Source organism: Peptoniphilus gorbachii (genome assembly GCF_016908115.1).
In the GTDB taxonomy this organism is placed as follows: domain Bacteria; phylum Bacillota; class Clostridia; order Tissierellales; family Peptoniphilaceae; genus Peptoniphilus_A; species Peptoniphilus_A gorbachii.
Genome location: NZ_JAFBDH010000012.1, coordinates 1 through 17,670 on the forward strand (window position 1 = coordinate 1; position 17,670 = coordinate 17,670).

General features: G+C 32.5%; 12 protein-coding genes, 1 pseudogene and 1 other annotated feature. All 13 genes and pseudogenes read right to left on the reverse strand.

Translation table 11 applies throughout. From position 1 onward, the window contains the following. Positions 1-193 precede the first annotated feature (193 nt). A pseudogene (gene brnQ / locus JOD41_RS08405) lies at positions 194-1,538 on the reverse strand (branched-chain amino acid transport system II carrier protein). A 54-nt stretch (positions 1,539-1,592) separates the two neighbouring features. After that, positions 1,593-1,825, reverse strand: a binding site (T-box leader). Positions 1,826-1,951: 126 nt separating this feature from the next. After that, a complete protein-coding gene (locus tag JOD41_RS08410; protein ID WP_205052445.1) occupies positions 1,952-4,975 on the reverse strand; it encodes a type I restriction endonuclease subunit R in 3,024 nt (1,007 codons plus the stop codon). Positions 4,976-4,987: 12 nt separating this feature from the next. Beyond that, the gene (locus tag JOD41_RS08415) at positions 4,988-6,856 is read right to left on the reverse strand and encodes a restriction endonuclease subunit S (protein ID WP_205052446.1); all 1,869 of its coding nucleotides are present in this window, start codon (positions 6,854-6,856) and stop codon (positions 4,988-4,990) included. After that, positions 6,849-8,429, reverse strand: coding sequence for a type I restriction-modification system subunit M (locus tag JOD41_RS08420; protein WP_205052447.1), 1,581 nt, complete (start codon positions 8,427-8,429; stop codon positions 6,849-6,851). Before JOD41_RS08420 ends, JOD41_RS08415 begins: the two co-directional genes overlap by 8 nt. Before the next feature lie 224 nt (positions 8,430-8,653). Continuing rightward, a complete protein-coding gene (locus JOD41_RS08425; RefSeq protein ID WP_205052448.1) occupies positions 8,654-9,571 on the reverse strand; it encodes an RnfABCDGE type electron transport complex subunit B in 918 nt (305 codons plus the stop codon). Between the two features lie 9 nt (positions 9,572-9,580). Continuing rightward, positions 9,581-10,159: an electron transport complex subunit RsxA gene (rsxA, locus tag JOD41_RS08430; RefSeq protein ID WP_156699909.1), complete on the reverse strand. Its 579-nt coding sequence runs from the start codon at positions 10,157-10,159 to the stop codon at positions 9,581-9,583. Continuing rightward, positions 10,159-10,755 (reverse strand): electron transport complex subunit RsxE, encoded by a 597-nt coding sequence (gene rsxE, locus JOD41_RS08435; protein ID WP_156699907.1) that lies wholly within the window; start codon positions 10,753-10,755, stop codon positions 10,159-10,161. The genes rsxA and rsxE overlap by 1 nt, the downstream gene beginning before the upstream one ends. 11 nt (positions 10,756-10,766) lie before the next feature. Next, positions 10,767-11,351 carry an RnfABCDGE type electron transport complex subunit G gene (locus JOD41_RS08440; RefSeq protein WP_205052449.1) on the reverse strand — a complete coding sequence of 195 codons (585 nt, stop codon included), beginning with the start codon at positions 11,349-11,351 and terminating at the stop codon, positions 10,767-10,769. Beyond that, positions 11,352-12,356: an RnfABCDGE type electron transport complex subunit D gene (locus JOD41_RS08445; RefSeq protein WP_156699903.1), complete on the reverse strand. Its 1,005-nt coding sequence runs from the start codon at positions 12,354-12,356 to the stop codon at positions 11,352-11,354. Positions 12,357-12,367: 11 nt separating this feature from the next. After that, positions 12,368-13,702: an electron transport complex subunit RsxC gene (rsxC, locus tag JOD41_RS08450; RefSeq protein WP_205052450.1), complete on the reverse strand. Its 1,335-nt coding sequence runs from the start codon at positions 13,700-13,702 to the stop codon at positions 12,368-12,370. Between the two features lie 282 nt (positions 13,703-13,984). Next, positions 13,985-14,941: an ABC transporter permease gene (locus JOD41_RS08455; protein WP_205052451.1), complete on the reverse strand. Its 957-nt coding sequence runs from the start codon at positions 14,939-14,941 to the stop codon at positions 13,985-13,987. Further along, positions 14,934-16,061: an ABC transporter permease gene (locus JOD41_RS08460; RefSeq protein ID WP_205052452.1), complete on the reverse strand. Its 1,128-nt coding sequence runs from the start codon at positions 16,059-16,061 to the stop codon at positions 14,934-14,936. Before JOD41_RS08460 ends, JOD41_RS08455 begins: the two co-directional genes overlap by 8 nt. Continuing rightward, complete coding sequence (locus tag JOD41_RS08465; protein WP_275587972.1) at positions 16,048-17,580, reverse strand: ABC transporter ATP-binding protein; 1,533 nt, start codon at positions 17,578-17,580, stop codon at positions 16,048-16,050. The genes JOD41_RS08460 and JOD41_RS08465 overlap by 14 nt, the downstream gene beginning before the upstream one ends. Between the last annotated feature and the right edge of the window lie 90 nt (positions 17,581-17,670).

Consider the following 17,670-nt stretch of genomic DNA (forward strand, 5'->3'; position numbering starts at 1 on the left):
GTGATTTTTGGTATAACCTATTGTTGCCTACCCGCATAGCGGGTAGTTTTATGTTTCGCACGCGTTGCGTGCTCAACTGACTAAAGTCACAATAATAGAAGCTCAAAAATTTGGAGCTTCTTTTTTTATTTAAAATCTTTTAAGCTAAAAAAAGTTCCCACATAAAGGGAACTTTCTTTAAATATTTAAATTTTTATACATAATTTTTTGCTTCAAGTCTTGATTTATTATATTGAAATAGCTTACTTACAGGTTCAACTACAAATATTACAGCTAAACTTGGTAGGAGCCAAGATAAACCATAGGATGCAAATGGTAAGCTTCCTTCAAAGTTTGTTAAAAATGGTATAGTCATTTTAAATGTACTAGACATTACAGATACAAGTGGTAGACCTACTGCAAAAAATGCTGAAAATTTATAGGAATATTTTGAATATTTTACAAAATTATTTGTAACACCCATAAATATTAAAACTAAGGCAACTGGATATATTACTGTAAGTAGTGGAACAGAAAAGGCAAGCAATTTGTTAAGTCCAAAATTCGCCATTACAAAGGAGAAAAATGTCCAAAGGAAAACCCATCTTCTGTAAGATAATTTGTTGTTAAATAAAGAACAAAAATATTCTGATCCACTTGATATTAAACCTATACAAGTTGTCAAACAAGCAAGTGTAAATATAAGTGCTAATAAAACTAAACCTGAATTTCCAAGAGCAAGTCTTACTGCCTTAGTAAGAACAACAGCGCCATTTTCAGAACCAGCAAAAGCATTAGATGTAACCATGCCTACTTTAGAAAGCATTACATATACTAAAAATAAAACAGAACCAGCAAGTAAACCAGCCTTAGTAGTGTAACTTGTAACTGTCTTTTTATCTTCTACGCCAAATCTTTTTATAGCAAGAGTAACAACAAAACCAAAGTTAAGGGCAGCAACGGCATCCATTGTTTCATAACCTGCTAAGAAGCCAGCAACAAGAGGTGCATCTTTATAATTTCCACTAGCCATAGCCACATTGCTTGGAAGACTCATAACTCTAACAAACATAAAAACTATTAAAAGTAAAAGTGCAGGAGTTAAATACTTTCCAACTCTAGCAACTAATTTATTAGGCTTTAGACATACCCAAAAAGCAACTGCAAAAAATATTGCTGTGTATAAAAGTCTTGCTAAAGATAAACTAAAAGTTTCAGGTACATAAGGTGCTATTGCCATTTCGAAGGGAACAGATCCTGCTCTAGGTATTCCAAGTCCAGGTCCTATAGAAAGATATATTGCCGTGGTAAAAACAAGAGCAAATACCTTACCTACTCTACTAGAAAGATTTTTTAAACCTTCAGTTTGTCCAACAGCTATAGCCCCAAGGATTGGGAATAAAACCGCCGTTACAGAAAAGGCTAAAAGGGAAACAAAAGTATTATTTCCTGCTTGATTTCCTAAAAATGGGGGGGAAAATTAAATTTCCTGCTCCAAAGAACAAACCGAAGAGCATTATGCTCACTTGTAAAAATTGACTTCTTGATAATTTTTTCATTTTTTCCTCCTAAATTTTTAATTTTAGAAATAAAAAAAGCCCTTTGTCATATAGACAAAGGACGAAATTCCGCGTTACCACCTTTATTCTTACAAAATGTAAGCACTCTTAACAAGCATCAATCAATGCCGAGTATAAATAACGCCTACTAAAGCGGCAAATCTTACTAGGGTTCAGACTTGCATAAAGAAAAATGATTTTCGAATATATCTCCATTATAGGCTTTCACCAAACGCCTGCTCTCTAAAAACTTTAATATACCTACTCTTTTTTTCCAATATTTTTTTATTAATAAAATTATTATTGTTTGCTATTATACGCATAATATTTTTACTTGTCAAATACTTTTTTAAATTTTTTAAAAAATTTTTTTAAACATAAAAAATTAAGACAAATAATAAAATAACTTAATTTTAAATCCCAACAAAAACTTCCACAATTTTTCTTATCTTTTCTAAAACGGATTGTTTTTTCTTTTCCCTTGCCCCATGTCTTCGTGAAGTTGGTGGAATAATACGATCTAAATCATCGCCTATATATTCTACATATCCCTTATTAATAGACCTTTCAATAAATCTCTTTGAATCATCCCTTAGATTTTCTTCTTCCACTAACTCCTTAATTTTTTTATTCTTTTCCTTCTTTGCAAAACTATAGAAGGACTCGAGAATATCATCAGTATCCTTTAAGTTAGTCAAGTTTGTATTATTTATAAAGTCCATAATTAAATCTTCCTTAGCTCTCGTGCCAAGACTTGACCTTATTACTCTTCTCACTTCTGCCTTTATATTTTCAACATCATCATCCTTCTTGGACTTTTCTAAAATCAAAGCCAAAATATAGTCTAAATTTATTTCATCTGTTTTAAGTAAATCAATTTGAAATTCAAGGTCAGAAAAATCAACTGTATTATCAAAAGAATCGCCCTTGCCCCTGAAGTTAACAATACTTTCTCTAATGTCAACATAGACGCTTTTCATGTCTTGCATTTGCCTATCTGAAATAATTTTTTCAAAATTTTCAAATTCATCAAAATTTTTCAAAATATTTTCTGTCTTGAGAAGCTCACCAAAAAGCTCAACAAATTCTTTTTTATCAGCTTCCAAAGAAATTTCTGTTGGCTCAGGAAATTTAGCAACTATTTCATTGCAAATTTCAACATAACCCTTTTGAATCTTGCCTGTTTCTTCATCTTTAAAACCATTAATATATTCTTCATAACTTTTTTCCAAAATAATATTTACACTATTTTCATCGCCAAAAGTTTTTATAGCATCTCTAGTAGCATTTTCCAAATCCCTAAAGCAAACAATATTTCCAAAAGTCTTTACTTTATTTAGAATTCTATTTGTTCTTGAAAAAGCCTGAATAAGTCCATGGTATCTAAGATTTTTGTCAACAAATAATGTATTTAAAGTAGGAGCATCAAAGCCTGTTAAAAACATTCCTACAACAATAATTAAGTCCACTTGTTTATCCTTAACTCTAAAAGATAAATCCTTATAATAATTTTGAAACTCATTGCCATTAGTAGAGAAATTCGTTTTAAAATAAGCATTGTAGTCATTAATTGCCTTTTCTAAAAATTCCTTGGCACTTGAATCCATAGCAGAAACATTAAAATCTTCTTCAGCAATTTCTCCAATGGCCCTTTGTTCTTCATTAGCTGCAAAACTATAAATTGTTGCTATTTTTAACCTTTTTTCAGGAGGCAAAATCCTTTGTTGCCTTTCAAACTCCTCATAATACAATTTTGCTGCATCAACACTTTGCACAGCAAACATGGCATTAAATCCATTAAGCCTTCTATATTTCAAATCATAAAACTCATTGCGATGTGTTTTTGTATCAAAAACCTTGAGAATATACTTTGTAATTTCACTTATTCTATCTGGATGAAGCAACATTTTATTTTCTAATTTTTTTAGTTTATTTTCATCTTCCTCTTTTTCAGCACTTTTAAATTTAGCCTTAATATTGTTGTAATCAACCTTAAACTTTAATACCTTTCCATCACGAATGGCATCAGTGATTACATAAGAGTGAAGTTGTGCTCCAAAAATTCCTGCAGTTGTATCACCACCAAGAGAATTTTCAGGAAAAATTGGTGTACCAGTAAAACCAAATTGGTAGTACTTCTTAAAAGCCTTTCTTATATTTTTTTGAGCATCACCAAATTGAGATCTATGACACTCATCATAAATAAGAACGCATTGTTTGTCATAAATTTCATGATTCGGATTTTTCTTCACAAACTCATTTAATTTTTGTATAGTTGTAACGACAATTCTATTATCATCTTTTTCGATGCACCTTTTAAGCTCTTTGGTGTCCTTACTTCCATTGACAGAGTCAGGTTGAAATCTTTGGTACTCCTTCATAGTTTGATAGTCAAGATCCTTCCTATCAACAACAAAAAATACCTTGTCAATAAAATCCAAATTAGTAGCAAGCCTTGCAGCCTTAAAAGAAGTGAGCGTCTTACCAGATCCAGTAGTGTGCCAAATAAATCCACCAGCTTCTGGTCTGCCAAACTTTTTCGCCTCATAACTAGACCTTATCTTCCATAAAATTCTTTCAGTCGCAGCAATTTGATATGGACGCATAATAAGAAGAGTATTGTTGACATCAAAAACACAATACTTAGTAAGAACTTCAAGAACAACACGTTTTTCAAAAAAAGTTTTAGTAAAATCCTCTAAGTCACAAATAACTTTATTCTTGGCATCAGCCCACTCGCAAGTGAACTCATAATTGTTTTTATTTTGAGCCGTAGTGTTTGCAAAATACCTAGTGTAAGTCCCATTAGAAATAACAAAAATTTGTACAAACTTATAGAGAGAATTATCACTATTAAAACTTTCCTTGCTATACCTATGAATTTGGTTAAAAGCCTCGTGTAAATTTACACCTCTTTTTTTAAGTTCAATGTGAACAAGGGGCAGACCATTTACTAAAATAGTAACATCATAGCGATTTTGATTTTTGCCCTGTCCCCTCACCTGATTAGTAACCTGCAAGAAATTATTGTGAATATTCTTCTTGTCAATGATCTTAATGTTTTGCAAATGACCATCATTAAAGACAAAATCATAAATATAATCTTCTTGAATCTTCCTAGTCTTTTCAACCATTCCATCATTAGGAGCATCTAAATATTCAAGTAAAAATCTCTCCCACTCATCTTGAGAAAAAGAAACATTATTTAATTTTTCAATTTGAATCTTTAAATTTTTGTATAAATCTTCATTAGAACTTATCTTTATAAATTCATAACCTTGAGACCTTAAATTATCAATTAACTTTCTTTCAAGTTCACTTTCACTTTGATAGGAAGATTCTCTAAAACTTGTATCCTTTTTAAAATTCGCTAAAATTATTCCATTTGTCATTTCAGCAATAGTTGACCTGCCATAATTTGTGGTTTTTTCGGACATAATATCTCCTTTCTATTTTGGAAAATTCAAAAGCCTTTCTCTATAATACTCATATTGTTTTTGTCTTAACTCAATCTCTTTAGGTAAACCCTCATTAATGTCATTTACCAATTTGTCAAACTTATCGAGAATGGAAACAATGTATTCTTGAACTGCTAGAGAAGGTAATGGTATTTTTATTTTTTCCATTTCATTTATTGATAATTCAATAACTTTTACCCCTCTTGCAAACTTATTTTTTTGCCTCAATAAGTAATTAGCACCATTAAATACATAAGATAAATATTTTGGATTTTGATTATGCCTAAATATTGCTGCATGACCACCAGTTACAGCAACTTTATCGCCTAAATAAGCTACAGTTTTCATAACATCATCTACATTCTCGGAAGTTTTTGCAATAACTAAATCTCCATAATTAACTTTTTTAAGTTTTTCTATATTGTCTTCACTGACCTTTACTATTGGACTATCAACAAACAAATTATATTTTGTGTAAATATGTCCATAATGAATTGCTCCTATACTTCCGTTTTTATTGAATAGACTTTTTGGCATACCTGTTCCATTTTCGAATACACCAATATCTCCTAACTTCTTCCATTCAACACCTGCAAAGCACACCCCCACAATATCGCAAGCTTGCTTTAATGTGGCAAAATAACTTCTAAGAGTTATTTTGCGGCGTGCGGCGTGCGGCGTGCTACCACTCTTGTCTTCAAATGTCAAGAGTTTTTCACGATAATATTCATATTGTTTTTGTCTTTGTTCAATCTCCTCAGGCAACAAACCTTGGGTGTCACAAAGCAGGTCTTGAAACTTATCAAGAACTTCTACAACCTTATTTTGAATATAAATACCTGGTAGTGGAATTTTATAATTATCTGTAATACCTGTTGATATTTGAGGTAGTTTTCCTGAAATTGCATTATCTTTGAAATATTTCAAATTATTTTTTAAAATGTAGTATAAAAACTTTATATTTAATTTTTCTTTATCCAAACTTGAATAAGACCACATTTCATTTTTATGAGTAAAATCTCCATCATAATATACAAAATCAATATTTCCTCTCGACTTAACTATTACGCTTGGCTTATTTATGATATTTTCAATTCCAACTTCTTCAGGCGAAAGATTAGCTGTAGTATTTCCACCAGCGAATACTTTAACACTAGAATCTTCCTTATCTAAACTCTTCATTTGCTCAGCGGTTATTTTTATACCTCTTTGCCTTAAACATAGTTCAGATATTTTTACAAAACCAAAGGTTTTTAGCTCTTCTAATTGATAGAATTCCTTAGAGAGTTTGGTCAAATATTTTTCACTTAAAAGCAGATCCCTATAGTACTCATACTGCTTATTTCTTGCCTGTAACTCAGCCTGTAACTCAGCCTGTAACTCAGTAACATAATTTGTGAATTTGTCAAGTATTTTAACAATTTTTTCTTGTGTTTCTAATGATGGAATTGGAACTTCAAAATTTTCAATCATTGGTTTTCTTATAGATTTCACTGTCGCTGATACTGCAAATTTAGATATATAATTTTTAAAATTTTGTAACATATAATGATAGAGATATCTAGTAATTATATTTTCATTGTTAATATGAATTCTATAAGCTCTTTGATGCAGTGCATATTTCCCCTCAACATAATGGAAAACTTCACCAATTCCTCCTTCTCCTGGTATAACAATAGCTGTCTCATCAAATTGATAATTATTACTCCTCTTTATATCTTTTGATCTTACGTAAAAAGGATAAATGCCATTCTCTTCTTGCTCATTCGTATTTGCTTTTCCAGTTCCAATCTCGCAAACTTCCCCTAACTTCTTCCATTCTACCTTTTCATTTTTTAATAATTCATCTATCTTACTCATCTTCAAGCTCCCTTACTATTTCATTTATAGAAGCTCTAAGTTCGTCTATTTTCTTAACAGTTTCATCAATTTCCTTATTAAGGACTTTTATGTCTATTTTTTCTCTTGTGTCTTCCTTTTCTACATAAGTAGAAACTGAAAGGTTGTAGTCATTTTCTACTATTTCATCTCTATCTACATATCTTGAAAAATATTCCTTTTCTTCACGATTTTTAAATTCTTCAACTATTGTATTAATATTTTTTTCTTCTAAGATATTGTTGTTAGTTTCCTTTTTAAATTCCTTGCTTGCATCAATAAATAAGACCTTATTTTCTGTCTTATTTTTTGCCATGACGAGAATACAAGTTGCTATTGATGTTCCAAAGAAGAGATTTTCTGGTAGTTGTATTACACAGTCTATAAAATTGTTGTCTATTAGATATTGTCTAATAGTTTTTTCTGCTCCCTTTCTATAAAAAATTCCTGGAAAACATACTATGGCAGCTCTGCCCTTACTTGATAGATAAAAAAGTGAATGCATTATAAAGGCATAATCAGCATAGGATTTTGGGGCAAGTTTTCCTGCTGGGGCAAATCTTTCATCATTTATAAGTGTTGGGTCCTTATCTCCTATCCACTTTATTGAATAGGGTGGATTGGAAACTATGGCATCAAAGGGTTTTTCCTCTTTATGTAGTGGATTTATTAAAGTGTCTCCTCTTTTAATGGAAAAATTATTATAATTTACATTGTGCAAAAACATATTCATGCGTGCCAAGTTGAAATTTGTCATATTAATTTCTTGTCCGAAAAATCCCTCGTCAATAATATGCTCATCAAATTGCTTTTTCATTTGCAAAAGTAGAGAGCCACTTCCGCAAGTGGGATCATATACCTTATTAATATTCTTTTTGCCTTCCATTACAAGCCTTGCCAAGAGCTTTGACACTGTTTGTGGTGTAAAAAATTCTCCTCCAGATTTACCTGCGTTGCTGGCATAATTTGATATCAAATATTCGTAAGCATCGCCAAAGGCATCTATGTCGTTATTTTTAAAATCGCCAAAGTTTATTTTATCAATCCCTGTTAATATGTCACATAATCTTTTATTTTTCTCTGCTACTGTTCCTCCTAGTTTGTTACTAGTTGTATCTACATCTTCAAAGAGTCCTTTTATATCATCTTCTGATTGAAAGCCTATGGCACTTCCTTCAATATCCTTAAATATATTGGCTAAATCTGTATTGAGATTTTCGTTGTCTCTTGCTTTTTTAACTACATTTTCAAATAATTGACTTGGCAAGATAAAAAATCCCTTATCTTCAACAGTGTCTGGTCTAAAATCTTCTTCTGCTTCTTCATCGGAAATTTTAGCATAATCAAATTCTAAATCTCCTGCTTCATGTTCAGCTTTATTAAAAAATTCAGTTATGTTTTCAGAAATAAATCTATAAAATAAAATTCCTAAGATATATTGTTTGAAATCCCATCCGTCAACGGCACCTCTTACATCGTCTGCTATTGCCCAAATTTTTCTATGTAGCTCTTGTCTTTGTAGGCTTTCCTTGTTTTCCATTGTATTTTGCGTCATTTTTCTACCTCACTTTATTTTGTTACCTTTTTATAATGTCTTGAGATTATTTTATTTAATAATTATAAGGTTTTCCTATTTTATAGGATACCATTTATATTGGGTCCATTCAAAGATTAATTTCCCTTTATTATTCTTTTACTGTACTTTTTAATAGATTTTAAAAAAATTTACAAGAAAAAACTGCCGCTTGCACGACAGTTCCTTAATTTAGATTTTAAAGATTAAGCATTAACTTTTTCTTTTTCTGCTTCAGCTTTTTTAAGCTTTGCTTCTTCAAGTTTTGCTTGTCTTTCTTTTTCTTTCTTTTCTTTTTCCTTTTGTTTCATTTTTTCCACTCTTTCAGGATATTCGCAATAAATTGCTCCTGTTGGACATTTTGAAACACAAATTCCACAGTTGATACATTTTTCATAATCAATTGATGCTAGGTTGTTTTCTACATGGATTGCATCCTTAGGACAGTTCTTTTCACAGATTCCACATCCTATACAACCAATGCTACAGTTTGTCCTTACAACTTTTCCTGGATCAAGTGACTTACATTCAACAACTGTTTTTGATTTGTAAGGTCTAAGTGCAATGATTTTTTTAGGGCAAATGTTGATACATTTCATGCAGGCAACACATTTTTCCTTGTCTACTACTGCAACGCCATTTACCATGTGAATTGCGTCAAATTCACAAACACTTACACAAGTGCCACCGCCGCAGCAACCAAAGTTACAAGCTTTTGCACCTTGTTGATAGTCTGAAATTAATCTACAATCAACTAAATCATTGTAATCATATTTATTTTTTGCCTTGTTGCAATCGCCTTGGCAAAGTACACAGGCAACATTTCTTTCGACATTTCCTGCATTAACGCCCATTACTTGGCTAACTTTTTCAGCTGTATCTGCACCACCAATTACACAACCATTTACTGGTGCTTTTCCATTGGCAATGGCTTCTGCTAAACCATCACAACCAGGAAATCCACAAGCTCCACAGTTTGCTCCCGGCAATACATCTCTAACTTCAGCGACCCTTGGATCTACCTTTACATAAAAAACCTTTGATGCTATTGAAAGAATTACTCCGAAAAATGCTCCTGCAATTCCCAAAAACAAGACTGGGGTAAGTACTGTACTAATTTCCATAATTACCTCCTATACCAATCCGCCGAAACCTGAAAATGCAATTGCCATTAAGCCTGCACTAACAAGTGCTATTGGAACTCCTTGAAGTGGCTTAGGTACATTTGCAAGCATTAATTTTTCTCTAAGAGCTGCAATTAATACTAACGCAAGTGTAAAACCTACTGATGCTCCAAATCCGCTAAATATTGTTTCTATTAAGTTATATCCATTTTGAACATTTAAAACTGTTACACCAAGAACAACACAGTTTGTAGTAATAAGTGGAAGATAAACACCCATTGCTTGGTAAAGTGAAGGTGATGATTTCTTTATAAACATTTCTACAAATTGTACTAGTGATGCAATTACAAGTATAAATGCAATTGTTTGTAAATACTCAAGTCCAAATTTATCTAATACAAAAATTTGAATTAGCCATGTGATTGCAGATGCAAGTACAACTACAAAGGTAACGGCAACTCCCATTCCAAGGGCAGTTTCTGTCTTTGAAGAAACACCTAAGAAGGGACAAATTCCTAAGAATTGAGCAAAAACATAATTATTTACAAGTATTGTTGAAATTAAAATCGTTAAAATACTTTCTAACATTAGTCTGCCCTCCTATTAAGTAACATTCTAAATCCTGCAATTAAAAATCCTAAAAGTATGAAGGCACCTGCTGGAGCTCCCATAAGTCCTATTCCTGGATAAGATTCTGGTAAAATATTTACATTAAATAGTGTACCATATCCAAAAAATTCACGAACAAGACCCATTGCAAGAACTGCAATTGTATATCCTACTCCTGTTCCTATTCCATCTACTATAGATGGGATAAGTGGATTTTTATAAGCAAAACCTTCAGCTTCCCCAAGAATACAGCAGTTAACTACGATTAGTGGTAAGAAAATACCAAGTGCTGCATAAATTGGTTGTGAATAAGCTTGAAGTATCATTTGTACTAATGTTACGAAAGTAGCAATTACTACGATAAAACAAGGAATTCTTATTTTATCTGGGATTATTTTTCTAAGTGCAGATACAACTCCATTACTCATAATAAGTACGAAAGTAACTGCAACTCCCATTGCCAAAGAGTTTGTTAAGTTATTTGTTATAGCCAGTGTTGAACAAAGCCCTATAAGTTGGATGAATACGGGATTGTTTTTAAAAGCACCGTCTAAAAATACTTTAGATAATTTCATTTTAAACCTCCTTATTCATTCTTTAAAACTTCGTTATAAACTTTAACGGCATCGTTAGAACCTGCTAGGGCACCCTTAGATGAAATTGTTGCTGATGTAAGCCACATAACTTCATCGTCAGCCTTTGGATCCTTTGAAAGTTTTAAAGGACCTGTTGCAGATTTCCCTTCGTAAGATGGATAGTATTCATCAGTTGTGATTCTTGAACCAAATCCACTTGTTTCACCGTTGGAAATATTTCTAAATCCTGCAATTTTATCTCCATCAAGTAAAAATCCAAGAGCATTTACCATAGCTCCACCATAACCATTTGATTTAACATTGACACCATATCCAACAACTTTGTCGCCTTTTTTTGCAACAAAGATTTTTTCAATATTTGGATATTTTTCTTTAATTGAATTTAATTTTTCTTGATCATATTCTTCAAATCCATCTGCATTTTCGCCAAAGATAACTTCATATGATGCAAGTGTATTTTTTAGTTCAGTTTCTGCAATTACTGGAGCAGTGAAACTATTTACTACTGCCAAAAGTCCTGCAGATAGGGCGCAGAAAACTAAAAGTATAATTCCAAATTTTACTGGTTCTTTCATTTACTTCGCCTCCCCATATGCACTTGTTACTGTAAGTTTATCAATTAAAGGTGTTGCAAGGTTCATTAGACATATTGCATAGGAAACACCTTCTGGAAGAGATGCCTTTACTCTTATTACTGCAGTTAAAATACCGCATCCAAGAGCAAAAATTATTCTTCCCTTTCTATTAATTGGGTTTGTAGTGTAGTCAGTTGCCATAAATATAGCACCTAAAAGTAATCCTCCTGCTAATAATTCATAAGGAATTACATTCATAGGAATACCTAGAATTCCAAGACAAACTGCAGTAGTTGCAACATATATTACTGGGATTTCCCAAGAAATTACTTTTCTAAATACTAAATAGGCAAAACCTATTAAAAGTGCAATTGCTGAAGTTTCTCCAATTACGCCGCCAATGTTTCCAATTAACATATCCTTCATTGCTGGTAAGTTTGAAAGATCTCCACCTGCAATAATTTGAAGTGGTGTAGCATAAGAAACTCCATCCATAGTTGATGCTGAAGTTGTTAAACCTTGTTTTAATAATTCTGGTGAAATATAATCAGTGATTTGTTTAGGCCATGAAGCCATAAGTACAAGTCTTGCAGCAAGAGCTGGGTTCATAAAGTTAAATCCAATTCCACCAAAACATTCTTTTACTATTAATATTGAAAAAACGGATCCGAAAGCTGCCATCCATAGTGGAAAAGATTGTGGCATATTTAGCGCAATTAAAATTCCAGTTACTACAGCAGACAAGTCCTTTATTTGTACAGTCTTTTTAAGTGCAGTTTGAGTTACATACTCAGTTGCAACACAAGCTACTACACAAGTTAGAATAAGAAGAAGTGATCTTGTTCCAAAGAAATATACAGAAGCAATCATTGCAGGAACAAGTGCTATGATTACATCAAGCATAATCTTTTGAACTGTATCATTTGATCTAATGTGAGGAGCAAGTGACACGAAGCGAGCTTCATTTACTGTAATCGGATCTTTAGTTATTTTATTATTTTCCAAATTGATCCCTCCTATCTCTTTTGATTAGCTCTGATTTCTCGTTTAGCTAATTTAACAGATGCACTTAGATGTCTCTTTGCTGGACAAACGAAGGAACATATTCCACATTCCATACATTGGTCAGCATGTAAGCTGCTACATAAATCAACATCGCCTTTTAAAATTGCATGATTAATATCAGTTGGATTAATATTTGCTGGACAGTGATCTACGCATCTTGAACATCTAATACATGGAGATTCAATTCTTTCTGTAATTTCTTCTTCAGTGAAAACTAAAATACCTGAAGTAGTCTTTGTAACAGGTGCGTCAAGACTAAATACTGACTTACCAGTCATAGGACCACCACAAATAATTTCTTTAAAGTTTTCCTTTACTCCACCGCAGAAATCTAAAATATCTCCCACAGGAGTACCTATTTTAACGAGAATATTCTTTGGTTCTTTAATACCAGAACCAGAAACAGTTATTACTCTTTCATAAGAAGGCTTTCCTTCTATCATTGCTTCATAAAATGCAAGAGTTGTACCAACATTTGTTAGGAAAACTCCAACATCATTTGTTACACCATTTTGTGGAACAATTCTTCCAACAACAGCTTCAGAAAGTCTCTTTGAATCACCTTGTGGATATTTAGTTTGACATCCAACAACTTTTAAGTGACTCCAATTAGGATTTTTTCCTATAACTTCTTCCATTTTAGCAATTGCATCTGGTTTATTTTCTTCAATTGCCATGTAAGAAGCTTTTTGATTGTAAAAATATGAGAAAATATTTAATCCTTCTAATATCTCCTCAGTTTTTTCTAGCATAATTCTGTGGTCACAAGTGAGGAAAGGCTCACATTCTGCCCCATTTATTATACATTCATCTAGGGCTGGGTCTTCACCTTTTAATTTTGCGTGAAGAGGAAAACCAGCACCACCCATACCAACGACTCCCTTTTCTTTAATAAAAGGAACTAAATCGTCAATTGGATGATCCTTATAATCTTTAAAAGATTTAAGATCATCAGTCATTTCATCTTTGCCATCGTTTTCTATAACGACACAATCACAATACCTTCCATCAGCTGTATACATTTTTTTAATCTCTTTAACTGTACCTGATACAGAAGAGTGTATTGCAGCTGATATATAAGCATCAGAATTACCCACCATTTGTCCAACTTTAACAGAATCGCCCTTTGACACAACTGGTGAGCATGGTGCTCCAATGTGTTGTGACATAGGTATGTAAACAATCTTAGGACTTGGCATCCTCTCAATTGCAATCTTTTCTGTCAAAGTTTTGTGTTCGTCCATGTGAACTCCACCTACGGAAAAAGTGAGATTTCTTGAACTCATAAAACTTCACCCCTTATTCGGCATAAGCCTAATTTTTTACCTTTTGTTATAATTATAACACTAAATTTAATTAAAGTATATGATTCTACTTAAAAATTTAGAGTTGGGAAATCTTTTACAAGGTCAGAAAGTAGTCACTCTTAAATTTATCTACTTGCAATTTTTTTTAAGAATTTTTATTTATCTTTTTTTTATTTTTATTTTGTTTGTAATTTTATTAAGCATAAAAAAATTCTCACGACTTTTTATCGTGAGAAAAATTTTATCTTTATTAATTATTTTTTAATTATTTCTTTCATAAGGAAGTCCATCAGAGGATGGTGCTCTTGATCCCTTAACAAAGACAATTAATACAATAAGAGTAATTGCATAAGGAATCATTGAAAGTAAATTTGTGTCGATTTTTATGCCTATGGAGCCAAGGAAAACTGATAGACCTTGGGCAAAACCAAATAATAGACAGGCAAGCATAGCTCCTTGTGGTCTCCATCCACCAAAAATTACTGCAGCAAGGGCAATAAATCCTTGACCTGATATAAGTGTCTCTCTGTAATTTGAAACTACTGCAAGAGACATGGATGCTCCACCTAGTCCTGCCAAAAATCCAGAAGCAAGTACGCAGATGTATTTTATTTTGTAGGCATCTACACCAAGAGTTTCTGCTGCCTTAGGATATTCACCTACTGCTCTTATTCTTAAACCAAGTTTTGTCTTGTAAAGAATAAAATAAACTATAAATACAAGGACAAAGGCAAGATATACTGAAACATATTGTGAAAAAACTATGTCCAAAAATCTTGTAATGCCCTTTCCAGATCCATTCTTAAATAAATTTCCAAATAATACTGGAAGTTTATTTTCGTAATTAATTGACTTTGACATGGCAGCTCCATCGAAGAAAAGTCTGCAAAGGAATAGTGAAAGTCCTGGTCCAATTAAATTTATGGCAATACCACTGACAACATGGTCTGCTGCAAAATTTATTGTAGCTATGGCGTGAAGAAGGGCGATTAACATTCCCCCAAGTCCGCCACACAAAAAGGCAATCCAAGGATTTCCCACATAATAACCAACAATAGAGCCAACTACTGCACCTATGGACATCATTCCTTCAAGTCCAATATTTACAACTCCTGAGTTTTCAGATAAAACTCCACCAAGGGCTGTATAAATAAGAGGGGCTGAATATAAAAGTGTAATTGATAAAATACTTGCTAAACTTAAAAGTGGACTATTCATTTGCTCCTCCTTTATTTACCTTGTCGGGATCTTTTTTTGACCATTTATTTGAGAAAAATCTAATCATATCTAAAAGTTTTGGCATTGCTATAAATAAAATCATAATGCCTACAATTATTTTTACAACTTCAGAATAAGTTCCAATTGTAGTTAACTTTCCTCCACCATAAGTAAGTCCTGCATATAAAAGTGCAGCTGGGATTGTACCAAGAGGATTATTGCCTGCAATAAGTGCAACAGCCATACCATCAAAGCCATAGCCTTCTTGTCCTGCCATAATTCCAATATTTCCAGAAACACCAAGAACTGTAATTGCACCAGCAAGTCCTGCCAAAATTCCTGCTATGCCCATAGATGTAACAATGGATTTATTAATACTTATGCCGCCATATTCTGCTGCCTTGTCATTAAAACCTACTGCACGAAGTTCATAGCCAAGAGTAGTTTTTTTAAGAATATACCAAATCACAAGAGCTGCAACAATGGCAATTATAATTCCAAAATTTACTGGTGGATTTAAAATATCTCTTAAAAATTTATTATTTGCTAAGACCGCTCTTCCTGCTTCACTTGTCTTCCAAGCACCAAGAATTTTTATGCTTGCTGTATTTTTTATTGAATAGGAGTTATCTGACTCTATATTTCTTAAAATTGGAAAACTCAAAAGATAATTGCTTAGATAAAAGCCAATCCAATTCATCATAATTGATGAAATAACTTCATTTACCTCAAATTTTGCCTTTAAAATACCAACTATTGCTCCCCAAATATATCCGCAAAGAGCACCTGCAAGAAGTGCAACAAGACCGTGAAGGACTGGTGGCAAGTCTACTAAAAGACCAACAACTAAGGCACCAATGGAGCCAACAATATATTGACCTTCAGCACCAATATTAAATAGTCCTGTGTTAAAGGCAAAAGCAACAGAAAGTCCAGTTAAAATTAGTGGCACAGCCTTTACAATTGTCCAGGAAATATATTTTGGCTTGCCAAAGGCACCAAAAAATATAACTTTATAGGCTTCTATTGGATTAGTTCCACTAACAAGTAAAATAATAGAGCCAATTAAAATACCAAGAATAATGGCAAGTACTGTATATAAAAATCTATTTCTCTTCATTTTTACCTCCTGCCATATATAATCCTATTTCACTTTCATTAGTTTCTTTGGCATCAAAAGTTTTTAAAATTTTGCCATTGTAGATAACAGAAATTCTATCAGATAGTGCCATAATTTCATCAAGTTCAAAGGAAATAAGTAGCACTGCCTTGCCCTTGTCTCTTTGATTTATTAAAAAGTTTCTAATATATTCTATGGCACCAACATCAAGACCTCTAGTAGGTTGTGCTGCAATTAAAAGATCAGGATCGCTGGAAATTTCTCTTGCAAGAATTACCTTTTGTTGATTTCCCCCAGAAAGCTCTCCAGCAAGTCTATCTATATTTCTCGGTCTAATGTCGTAATCATCTTCCAGCTTCCTTGCATGGTCTTCAATATTTTTAAAATTTAAAATACCCTTTTTAGAATATTGGTCCTTATAATATTCCTTTAGGATTAAATTTTCTGCAACGCTAAAATCTAAAACTAAACCACGAAGCTGTCTATCTTCTGGAATTGAATTAATTCCCTTTTCAATAATTTCTCTTGGACTTTTATTTAAAATTTCGTCGCCCTTAAAAATAATTGAGCCGCTTTCAGCTAACTTTAGACCTGTTAAAGTTTCTATAAGTTCAGATTGACCGTTTCCATCAACTCCAGCAATGCCGTGGATTTCTCCAGCCCTTACATCTAAATCTAAATCATCTAATTTTTTTACATTTCTAAAATCTCTTGCACACAATTTTTTGATTTCAAGAATAGTATCGCCAGCTTCCACATCTTTTTTATTTACATCAAGATGAACAGCTCTACCAACCATCATGTCTGCAAGTTCTGATTCAGTAACATCAGAGACATTTACAGTTTCAATTTTTTTGCCACGTCTTATTATTGTGCACCTATGTGCCATTTGCTTAATTTCCTTTAATTTGTGAGTGATAATTATAATTGACTTACCTTCCTTGGAAAGGTTTTTTATTATTTCAATAAGCTCAGTAATTTCTTGTGGCGTCAAAACAGCTGTTGGCTCGTCAAAAATTAAAATATCAGCGCCCCTATAAAGGACTTTTAAAATTTCAACTTTTTGTTGAGTACCAACAGAAATATCTTGAATCTTAGCATCAGGATCAATTTTAAAACCATATCTCTCAGAAAGAGCAATGACATCTTCCCTTGCCTTTTTTATATCCACCTTTATGCCCTTCATGGGTTCCATGCCAAGAACAATATTTTCAACAACAGTAAAGGGCTCTATTAACATAAAATGTTGATGAACCATGCCTAGTCCTGCCTTGATTGCATCATTAGGATCCTTAAATACTTTTTTTTCATTGTTTATATAAATATCACCTGATGTAGGAGAACTCATGCCGTAAAGCATATTCATAAGAGTGGTTTTGCCGGCACCATTTTCTCCAAGAAGAGAATGAATTTCACCTCTTCTAATATCAAGATCAATTCCATCATTTGCAGTGAAATCGCCAAATTTTTTTGTGATATTCTCCATGCGAACGACTAAATCTTTGTTATCAATTTCCAAGACAAACGCTCCTTTGTTATATTAAATAAATTATACCAAAGATTGGAGAACTTTTAAAATAAAATAGATTAAAAAAAGACATATCTTAAT

Coding starts and splice junctions, on each gene's coding strand:
- JOD41_RS08425 (WP_205052448.1), bottom strand. CDS start 9,571: ATGGAAATTAGTACAGTACTTACCCCAGTCTTGTTTTTGGGAATTGCA.
- JOD41_RS08420 (WP_205052447.1), bottom strand. CDS start 8,429: ATGACGCAAAATACAATGGAAAACAAGGAAAGCCTACAAAGACAAGAG.
- JOD41_RS08415 (WP_205052446.1), bottom strand. CDS start 6,856: ATGAGTAAGATAGATGAATTATTAAAAAATGAAAAGGTAGAATGGAAG.
- rsxE (WP_156699907.1), bottom strand. CDS start 10,755: ATGAAATTATCTAAAGTATTTTTAGACGGTGCTTTTAAAAACAATCCC.
- JOD41_RS08455 (WP_205052451.1), bottom strand. CDS start 14,941: ATGAATAGTCCACTTTTAAGTTTAGCAAGTATTTTATCAATTACACTT.
- rsxA (WP_156699909.1), bottom strand. CDS start 10,159: ATGTTAGAAAGTATTTTAACGATTTTAATTTCAACAATACTTGTAAAT.
- JOD41_RS08440 (WP_205052449.1), bottom strand. CDS start 11,351: ATGAAAGAACCAGTAAAATTTGGAATTATACTTTTAGTTTTCTGCGCC.
- rsxC (WP_205052450.1), bottom strand. CDS start 13,702: ATGAGTTCAAGAAATCTCACTTTTTCCGTAGGTGGAGTTCACATGGAC.
- JOD41_RS08410 (WP_205052445.1), bottom strand. CDS start 4,975: ATGTCCGAAAAAACCACAAATTATGGCAGGTCAACTATTGCTGAAATG.
- JOD41_RS08460 (WP_205052452.1), bottom strand. CDS start 16,061: ATGAAGAGAAATAGATTTTTATATACAGTACTTGCCATTATTCTTGGT.